The sequence below is a fragment of the Streptomyces sp. NPDC059371 genome (assembly GCF_042751995.1).
GTDB lineage: Bacteria > Actinomycetota > Actinomycetes > Streptomycetales > Streptomycetaceae > Streptomyces.
This window is the reverse complement of the sequence record NZ_JBHYXD010000005.1, coordinates 194,024-203,106: the sequence shown is the minus strand read 5'-3', so window position 1 is coordinate 203,106 and position 9,083 is coordinate 194,024. Positions and strand designations below refer to the sequence as shown.

Annotated in this window: 7 protein-coding genes; 2 read left to right on the top strand and 5 right to left on the bottom strand. The window is 71.8% G+C overall.

Annotated features, from left to right (window positions below; translation table 11 throughout):
- Positions 1-81: 81 nt before the first annotated feature.
- The 5 genes from ACFXGX_RS05395 to ACFXGX_RS05375 all read right to left on the bottom strand — a co-directional run bounded on the left by ACFXGX_RS05395 (position 82) and on the right by ACFXGX_RS05375 (position 4,557).
- The gene (locus ACFXGX_RS05395) at positions 82-1,668 is read right to left on the bottom strand and encodes a Na+/H+ antiporter (RefSeq protein WP_384784875.1); all 1,587 of its coding nucleotides are present in this window, start codon (positions 1,666-1,668) and stop codon (positions 82-84) included.
- An 80-nt stretch (positions 1,669-1,748) separates the two neighbouring features.
- Entirely contained in the window at positions 1,749-2,225 is a 477-nt protein-coding gene (locus tag ACFXGX_RS05390; RefSeq protein WP_384784884.1) for a GNAT family N-acetyltransferase, read from the bottom strand.
- Between the two features lie 32 nt (positions 2,226-2,257).
- Positions 2,258-3,202, bottom strand: a complete 945-nt coding sequence (locus ACFXGX_RS05385; protein ID WP_384784873.1) for an RluA family pseudouridine synthase — start codon at positions 3,200-3,202, stop codon at positions 2,258-2,260.
- A gap of 124 nt (positions 3,203-3,326) precedes the next feature.
- Positions 3,327-3,950 carry a signal peptidase II gene (gene lspA / locus ACFXGX_RS05380; protein WP_382796333.1) on the bottom strand — a complete coding sequence of 208 codons (624 nt, stop codon included), beginning with the start codon at positions 3,948-3,950 and terminating at the stop codon, positions 3,327-3,329.
- A gap of 124 nt (positions 3,951-4,074) precedes the next feature.
- Complete coding sequence (locus tag ACFXGX_RS05375) at positions 4,075-4,557, bottom strand: TraR/DksA family transcriptional regulator (RefSeq protein WP_384784871.1); 483 nt, start codon at positions 4,555-4,557, stop codon at positions 4,075-4,077.
- Between the two features lie 4 nt (positions 4,558-4,561).
- Here ACFXGX_RS05375 and ACFXGX_RS05370 point away from each other — a divergent pair, with 4 nt between their 5' ends.
- Together ACFXGX_RS05370 and ileS are read left to right on the top strand one after the other, a co-directional pair.
- Complete coding sequence (locus ACFXGX_RS05370) at positions 4,562-4,921, top strand: hypothetical protein (RefSeq protein ID WP_384784869.1); 360 nt, start codon at positions 4,562-4,564, stop codon at positions 4,919-4,921.
- Between the two features lie 609 nt (positions 4,922-5,530).
- The gene (ileS, locus tag ACFXGX_RS05365; protein ID WP_384784867.1) at positions 5,531-8,674 is read left to right on the top strand and encodes an isoleucine--tRNA ligase; all 3,144 of its coding nucleotides are present in this window, start codon (positions 5,531-5,533) and stop codon (positions 8,672-8,674) included.
- Positions 8,675-9,083: the final 409 nt, after the last annotated feature.

The following is a 9,083-nucleotide window of genomic DNA, read 5'->3' as shown; positions in this document are numbered from 1 at the left end:
CAGGCGGACCAGGCCGCTCGCCCGGGTGCCCGGCGCCGGGCACCCGGGGACGCCGGTGAACACGCCGGCAGGCGGCAGGCGTCAGCGGAGGCTGCGGACGTCCAGGTGTCTCAGGACCCGGTCCACGATCTCCGGGTCGGCCCCGGGCTCGCTCCGCGCGGACAGCACCTCGTGCCGGGCCGCGCTCAGCATCTCCCCCTGGATCCGCCGCATCCGCTTCATCCGCCGGACCCGCTGAAGATGCGCCTCGCGCCGCTCCTCGTCCCCCATGTCGGGGCTGATCCGCACACCGATCTCGAAGGCCCGGCGCAGCAGTTGCTCGGAGACCTCCTCCGGCAGCTCCTCCACCTCCTCGATCTCCCGCAGCCTCCGCTTCGCGGCCTTGGCGGCCCGTACCGCGAGCTCCTTCTCGAAGGCCTTCTCGACGTCCTCGTCGGCCCGCACCCCGAGTCTTCTGACGAGCCACGGCAGGGTGAGTCCCTGGATCACCAGGGTCGCCATGATCACTCCGAAGGCGATGAACACGATCTCGTCGCGGTCGGGGAACGGCGACCCGTCGTCCATCTTCAGCGGGATCGCGAGCGCCAGGGCCACGGAGGCGACCCCGCGCATCCCGGCCCACCACATGACCACGGTCTCCCGCCACGAGGTCGGGATCTCCTCGTCGTAGTCCCGCTTGGCGTGCAGCCGCTTGGTCAGCCAGGTCGCGGGCAGCAGCCAGGCCAGGCGTACGAGCACGACCACGACCACGATCGTGGCGGCCCAGCCGAGCATCTCGCCCCAGCGGCCCGAAGCGGTCCGGATGGCGTTGTGGAGCTCCAGCCCGATGAGCCCGAAGGCGACACCGGTGACGAGCGTGTCCACCACGTCCCAGACCGTCGACCCGGCGAGCCGGGTCAGGACGTCGTCGGCGTCGGTGGCGTACTCCGCGAGGAACAGCGCGGTGGTGAGCACGGCGAGCACCCCGGATCCGTGCAGTTCCTCGGCCAGGACGTACGCGACGTACGGCACCAGCAGGGTCAGCCCGATCTGCAGGGTGGCGTCGCCGACCAGCGTCATCAGCTTGTTCGCGGCCCATCCGAGGGCCACCCCGACGACGAGGGCGACGACGGCGGAGAGCACGAGGTCGAGTCCGGCCCGCCAGGGCGAGAAGGTCCCGCTGACCGCGGCGGCGATCGCCACGTGGTAGAGCACGATCGCCGTGACGTCGTTGAAGAGCCCCTCGCCCTCCAGGATCGAGACCAGGCGGCGCGGCAGCCCGAGCTGTCCCGCGACGGCGGTCGCCGCGACCGGGTCGGGGGGTGCCACGAGGGCGCCCAGCGCGAAGGCGGCGGCGAGCGGCAGGCCGGGCACGATCGAGCTCGCGACGGCGGCGACCGCCAGGGTGGTGACGAACACCAGGGCCACGGCGAGCAGGAAGATCGGGCGCCTGTTCGCGGCGAACTGTCTCCACGAGGTGCGGCGCACCGCGGCGTACAGCAGCGGCGGCAGCAGCGCCGGCAGGATCAGCTCCGGCGGGATGTCCACGTTCGGGACGAACTCCAGCACGGCCAGCACCATGCCGAGCAGGGTCATCAGGACCGGCGCGGGAAGCCCGAACCGCTCTCCGACCGGGACGCTGACCACGGCCCCGAGCAGCAGCACGAACAGCAGGGCCAACTGATCCACGGTCAGCGCTCCGGCGGGGTCTAGAGGGTCAAGGGCGAACCGGACCTCAAGCGTGCCACGCCGCTACGTCGATACTCCGCTCACAGGGCCTTGCGCATCGCGCGGTGCGGCATGTCCGCGTCCGCGAACTCCGGACCGTACGCCACGTATCCGAGCCGTTCGTAGAACCCCAGCGCGTGGGTCTGCGCGTGCAGGTCCACGGCGGTCAGGCCACGCGCGCGTGCGGCGGCCTCGATGGCCCCGACGAGCGCGGCGCCGACGCCGAGCCCGCGCGCCTCGCGTGTCACGGCGAGCCGCCCGAGCGAGCCGACGGCCGGATCCCCGCCCACCTTCGCCGCGGCGGCCTCGCCCTCCAGCAGGCGCCCGGTGCCGAGGGGCACGCCGTCCTCGCGGACCGCCAGCACGTGCAGGGCGCCGGGGTCGTACGCGTCGTACTCGATGTCCTGGGGGACGCCCTGCTCGCCGACGAAGACGTCCTTGCGCACCGCGAAGCAGGCCTCACGGTCGGTGGTGCTCTCAGCGACCCGCACCTCGTAGGCGACGCCGCGCGCTTCCAGGGAGACGGCCGTCGCCGCGTCCGGACCGCCGCTCACGCGTTGCTCTCCTCACGGACCTTGTCGAGTGCCCGCTGGAGGTCCTCGGGGTAGCCGGTCTCGAACTCCACCCAGCGGCCGTCCGCGGGGTGCTCGAAGCCGAGGCGCACCGCGTGCAGCCACTGGCGGGTGAGGCCGAGGCGCTTGGCGAGCGTGGGGTCCGCGCCGTAGGTCAGGTCGCCGACGCAGGGGTGGCGGTGGGCGGACATGTGGACGCGGATCTGGTGGGTGCGCCCGGTCTCCAGCTTGATGTCGAGCAGGGAGGCCGCGCGGAACGCCTCGATCAGGTCGTAGTGCGTGACGGAGGGCTTGCCCTCGGCCGTGACCGCCCACTTGTAGTCGTGGTTCGGGTGGCGACCGACGGGCGCGTCGATGGTGCCGCTGGTCGGGTCCGGGTGGCCCTGGACGAGCGCGTGGTAGCGCTTGTCGACCGTGCGCTCCTTGAACTGGCGCTTGAGCGAGGTGTACGCGTACTCCGACTTGGCGACCGTCATCAGGCCGGAGGTGCCCACGTCGAGGCGGTGGACGATGCCCTGGCGCTCGGCGGCGCCGGAGGTGGAGATGCGGTAGCCGGCGGCCGCGAGACCGCCGATGACGGTCGGGCCCGACCAGCCGGGGCTGGGGTGCGCGGCCACGCCGACGGGCTTGACGATCACGAGCACGTCGTCGTCGTCATGGATGATCTCCATGCCCTCGACGGGTTCGGCGACGATCTGCACGGGCGCGGGGGCTCCGGGCATCTCGACCTCCAGCCAGGCGCCGCCGTGCACCCGCTCGGACTTGCCGACAACCGATCCGTCGATCGTCACCTTGCCCGCCGCGGCGAGCTCCGCGGCCTTGGTACGGGAGAAGCCCAGCATGCGGGAGATGGCGGCGTCGACACGCTCGCCCTCCAGGCCGTCGGGCACGGGCAGGGTGCGGATCTCGGGAATCGTACTCACCCGTCGAGTATGCCGGACGGCTCGGACACCGCCTGACCACAGCCCGAACGCCAGTGCCCGGCCGAAGCCGCCGCCGAGGCGTCGTACGGGCCGTGGGACGGCCCGCACGACAGCCGGGAGCGGGTCAGTCCTTGTGGACCGTGCCGTCCGGGTCCAGGCCCCGGAACGACAGCAGCACGATCAGGATGCCGCCGCAGACGATCGCGGAGTCGGCGAGGTTGAACACGGCGAAGTGCTTGGGTGCGATGAAGTCCACGACCGCGCCCTCGAAGACGCCGGGCGAGCGGAAGACCCGGTCGGTCAGGTTGCCGAGCGCGCCGCCCAGCAGCAGGCCCAGCGCGATGGCCCACGGCACGCTGTAGAGCTTGCGGGCGAGCCGTGCGATGACGACGATCACGGCCGCCGCGATCACCGTGAAGATGATCGTGAACGCCTGTCCGAAGCCGAAGGCGGCGCCCGCGTTGCGGATCGCCTCGAACCTCAGCCAGTCCCCGAGGATGTCGATCGAGTCGTGGTGCTCCAGCTTCGCCACCACGATCATCTTGCTGACGAGATCGAGGGCGTACGCCAGCACGGCCACCGTGAAGAGCACGGCGATCCTGCGCTTGCCCCTGGGCCGCTCGGCCGGGGCCGGCGCGTCGGCGCCGGACCGGTCCCCGGACGCCGCGTTCCCGCCGGTGTGATCCGGTTCGGCCCCCGCCGTCCCTGGAATCTCCGGCGTACCGATGATGCGCTCCGCCTCTGCCACGTGAGTGAGTCCCTCGACCTAGGTTCCTGACTGAGGACGAGGGTACGGCACACGCTCGCGGGCCCAGGTGCTCAGGAGCGCTCGGGCCCGCGAGGCGGTGCCGCTCCCTTGCGGCGCCCGGGGATCAGTGCCTGCGTTCCTGCTTCTGCTTGCACTCGACGCACAGGGTGGCGCGCGGGAAGGCCTGCATGCGGGCCTTCCCAATGGGATTGCCGCAGTTCTCGCAGAGCCCGTAGGTGCCCGCGTCGAGGCGGTCCAGGGCGTGCTCGGTCTGCTCCAGCGTCTCCCGGGCGTTCGAGTTGAGCGCCATCTCGTGCTCGCGTGTGATGTTCTTCGTCCCCGTGTCCGCCTGGTCGTCGCCCGCGCCGTCGCCGGAGTCCCGCATCAGGCCCGCGAGAGCCTCCTCGGACGACGAGATCTCGGCGCGCAGCCGCAGCGCCTCCGACTGGAGCTCCGCGCGGGCCTCCCCGACCTCCTCCGGGGTCCAGGGGTCCTCCCCCGGCCGCACCGCGAGCTCACCGGGCTCGACCGCGGCGATCCTCGCCTTCGGTACGGCGGTGGCCTTCTTGGCGGCCGTGGCCGCGCCACGGGTCTTCTTCGCAACCACCGTCGTGGCTCCTGTCGTCTTCGCGGCCTCGGCCGCGCCCTGGGCCGCCGCAGCGGCCGTCTTCCTGGCCGTACCGGTGCTCTTCCTCGCCGTGCCCGTGCGCTTCCGCGCCGCGGAGGCGGCGGACTTCCCGGACGCGGGTTTCCCCGCGGCCGTCGCCGCCTTCTTCGCGTTGCTCTTCCCGCCCTCCGCCTTCCTGCCCGCGTCCTTCTCGGACGCGCTCCCGGAGGAGGCGGCCTTCGTCCCGGGCGTCTTCGTCCCGGCCGTCCTGGTCCCGGCCGTCTTCGTCCCGGCCGCCTGCGCGTCCTTCTTCCCGCCCGTTTCCCTGGCCGCCGCACTCGTGGATCTGCCCGACGCCGACTGATGTACGGCGGTCTTCTTCGCCACCATGGCCGCGGCCCCTTCACATATTGTGATCTTGCTCGCGAATCGTGCTGGGACGATAAATCGACTTCTGGCCCGCGGCAACGGGACCCGGCCACGATTCGCCCGCCACGCGAGCCCCGCGCGGCGAGTCTGCCTCCGTTGTGCCCAGCTCCCCGCCGGGTAATCCGCCGGGACCGGCGTCCCGGGATCCGGACGCGCGCGCCTCGCCATTCGGGTCACCGCGCAGGCCACGGCCGTGACCGGGAAAACCGGTCGGCCGACGGCCCCGGGGCGCCGTACACTGGGCCGCAGCGAGAAGCGTGGATGGGGACGAGTAGCGGCGTACGCGGCCAGGAGCGACCCGGGGACGGTGGAAGCCCGGGGGCGAGCGCGACGCGAAGATCACCCCGGAGCCGCCGGCAGAACACCCCTGTGGGGCCAGTAGACCCGGCATCGCGACCCCAATGAGGGGGCTCACCGACACGAACGGCGCGTCGGAGGGCCAAGGAGGGTGGTACCGCGGGAGCGCGCCGCACACGGCGTCCGCAGCAAGACGGCTCTCGTCCCTCCGACGGAAGGCAGAAAGTCCGTTGGAGGAAGCTCGCCGATGACAGCGCCGACGTACCGCCAGGTGCCCGCCCAGGTCGACCTGCCCGCACTCGAGCACGCCGTGCTCGATTTCTGGCGTGAGCAGAAGATCTTCGCCAAGAGCCTCGAGCAGTCCGAGGGCCGGCCGGAGTGGGTGTTCTACGAGGGCCCGCCCACCGCCAACGGGATGCCGGGCGCCCACCACATCGAAGCGCGCGTCTTCAAGGACGTCTTCCCGCGCTTCCGGACCATGCTCGGCTACCACGTGGCCCGCAAGGCAGGCTGGGACTGCCACGGCCTGCCGGTCGAGCTGGCGGTCGAGAAGGAGCTCGGCTTCACCGGCAAGCAGGACATCGAGGCGTTCGGCATCGCCGAGTTCAACGACCGGTGCCGCGAGTCCGTGACCCGCCACACCGACGCGTTCACCGAGCTGACGAACCGCATGGGCTACTGGGTCGACCTCGACGACGCCTACCGGACGATGGACCCCGAGTACATCGAGTCCGTGTGGTGGTCGCTCAAGGAGATCTTCAACAAGGGCCTGCTGGTCCAGGACTACCGCGTGGCGCCCTGGTGCCCGCGCGACGAGACGGGCCTGTCGGACCACGAGCTGGCCCAGGGCTACGAGACGATCGTCGACCCCTCCGTGTACGTCCGTTTCCCGCTCACCTCCGGTCCGCTGGCCGGCCGTGCCGCGCTCCTGGTGTGGACCACCACGCCGTGGACGCTGGTGTCCAACACCGCGGTCGCCGCCCACCCGGGTGTCACCTATGTCGTCGTGACGAACGGCGAGGAGCAGCTCGTCGTCGCGCAGCCGCTCGTCGAGAAGGCGCTCGGCGAGGGCTGGGAGGCCACGGGCGAGTCCTTCACAGGTGCCGAGATGGAGCGCTGGACGTATCAACGTCCGTTCGAGCTCGTCGAGTTCCCCGAGCCCGCCCACTTCGTCGTCAACGCCGAGTACGTGACGACCGAGGACGGTACGGGTCTGGTCCACCAGTCCCCCGCCTTCGGTGAGGACGACCTCAAGGTCTGCCGCTCGTACGGCCTTCCGGTCGTGAACCCGATCCGCCCGAACGGCACCTTCGAGGAGAGCGTCCCGCTCGTGGGCGGCGTCTTCTTCAAGAAGGCGGACGAACAGCTCACGGAGGACCTCCAGAGCCGCGGCCTCCTCTTCAAGCACGTCCCGTACGAGCACAGTTACCCGCACTGCTGGCGCTGCCACACCGCGCTCCTGTACTACGCGCAGCCGTCCTGGTACATCCGCACCACGGCCGTCAAGGACCGTCTCCTGGAGGAGAACGAGGGGACCAACTGGTTCCCGGAGTCCGTCAAGCACGGCCGCTTCGGCGACTGGCTGAACAACAACATCGACTGGGCGCTCTCGCGCAGCCGTTACTGGGGCACCCCGCTGCCGCTGTGGACCTGCGAGGAGGGCCACCTCACCTGTGTCGGCTCGCGCGCGGAGCTGTCCGAGCTGACCGGCACCGACCAGTCGGACCTCGACCCGCACCGCCCGTACATCGACGCGGTGACCTTCCCGTGCCCGCAGGACGGCTGCGGTCTGACCGCGACCCGCGTGCCCGAGGTCATCGACGCCTGGTACGACTCGGGTTCGATGCCGTTCGCGCAGTGGGGCTACCCGTACAAGAACAAGGAGATCTTCGAGAGCCGCTACCCGGCCCAGTTCATCTCCGAGGCCATCGACCAGACGCGCGGCTGGTTCTACACGCTGATGGCCGTCGGCACCCTGGTGTTCGACAAGTCCTCGTACGAGAACGTCGTGTGCCTCGGCCACATCCTCGCCGAGGACGGCCGCAAGATGTCCAAGCACCTGGGCAACATCCTGCAGCCGATCCCGCTGATGGACCAGCACGGCGCCGACGCGGTGCGCTGGTTCATGGCGGCCGGCGGTTCCCCGTGGGCGGCGCGGCGCGTGGGTCACGGCACCATCCAGGAGGTCGTCCGCAAGACGCTCCTCACGTACTGGAACACCGTCGCCTTCCAGGCGCTGTACGCCCGCACCGGCGACTGGGCGCCCAGCGCGGCCGACCCGGCTCCGGCGGACCGTCCGGTCCTGGACCGCTGGCTGCTCTCCGAACTCCACGCGCTCACCGACCAGGTGACGCAGGCTCTGGAGGCGTACGACACCCAGCGGGCCGGCAAGCTCCTGTCGGCGTTCGTCGACGACCTCTCGAACTGGTACGTGCGCCGCTCCCGCCGCCGCTTCTGGCAGGGCGACAAGGCCGCGCTGCGCACGCTGCACGAGGTCGTGGAGACCGTCACGCGGCTGATGGCCCCGCTGACCCCGTTCATCACCGAGCGGGTCTGGCAGGACCTGGTCGTCCCGGTCAGCCCGGACGCCCCGGAGTCCGTGCACCTGTCGACCTGGCCCGAGGCGGACCTGTCCGTCATCGACCCCGAGCTGTCGCGCCAGATGGTGCTCGTGCGCCGTCTCGTCGAGCTCGGCCGGGCCACGCGCGCGGAGTCGGGCGTCAAGACCCGTCAGCCGCTGTCCCGCGCGCTGATCGCCGCCACCGGCTTCGCGGCGCTCGACCCCGAACTGCACGCGCAGATCACCGAGGAACTGAATGTGAGTTCCCTCGCGTCGCTCTCCGAGGTCGGCGGCTCACTGGTCGACACCACCGCGAAGGCGAACTTCCGCGCTCTGGGCAAGCGGTTCGGCAAGGGCGTCCAGGATGTGGCGAAGGCCATCTCCCAGGCCGATGCGGCCGCCCTGTCCCTCGCCCTGCGCGAGGGCACCGCTTCGGTCGAGGTCGGCGGCGAGACCGTGACCCTGGCCCCGGACGAGGTCATCATCACGGAGACCCCGCGCGAGGGCTGGTCGGTCGCCTCGGACTCCGGCGCGACCGTCGCGCTCGACCTGGAGATCACCGAGGAGCTGCGGCAGGCGGGCCTCGCCCGTGACGCGATCCGGCTGATCCAGGAGGCCCGCAAGAACAGCGGCCTCGACGTGGCCGACCGCATCGCCCTGCGCTGGACCTCCACGGACCCGGCGGTCGTCGCGGCCCTCGCCGAGCACGCCGGTCTCATCGCCGACGAGGTCCTCGCCACGGACTTCGCCCAGGGAGAGGCCGACGGCGCCTACGGGGAGCCGTTCACCGACGAGGGCCTGTCCCTGGTGTTCCGCCTCCACAAGGCGTGACACGGAACACCCACCCGCGCTGAAGGCCCGGGGCCGCCCGGATCTCCTGGCGGCCCCGGGCCTTCGCCCTTTCCCGGCCCCCGCGCCGTAGCCCGGCCCCCGGAACCCGGCGATCCCCGGGGCGGCTCCGCCCCGGAACCCGCTCCTCCTCGAACGCCGGAAGGGGCTGAAACTCTCCCCGGCGGCCGGGGACTGCCCGTACGGAGCTGTCCGGGGACCGCGGGCCGCTTGAAGGGGTCGCGCGCCCGCGCCGGCACCTCCTGGACCCCGTACAGGCCCTTGGCGGGCGCGCAAAAGGGCGGGGCCCCCCCGGGGGCGGGCGCGGGGCCCCCCCCCAGTGGCACCACGCCGTCAAGGGCCGGAGGCCCGCGGGCTGGGGGGCGCGCGCGAGCGGTGCACCCGCCCCCGC

Excerpts from the sequence above, each read along its gene's own strand:
- ileS (WP_384784867.1), top strand. The coding sequence starts at position 5,531 with ATGACAGCGCCGACGTACCGCCAGGTGCCCGCCCAGGTCGACCTGCCC.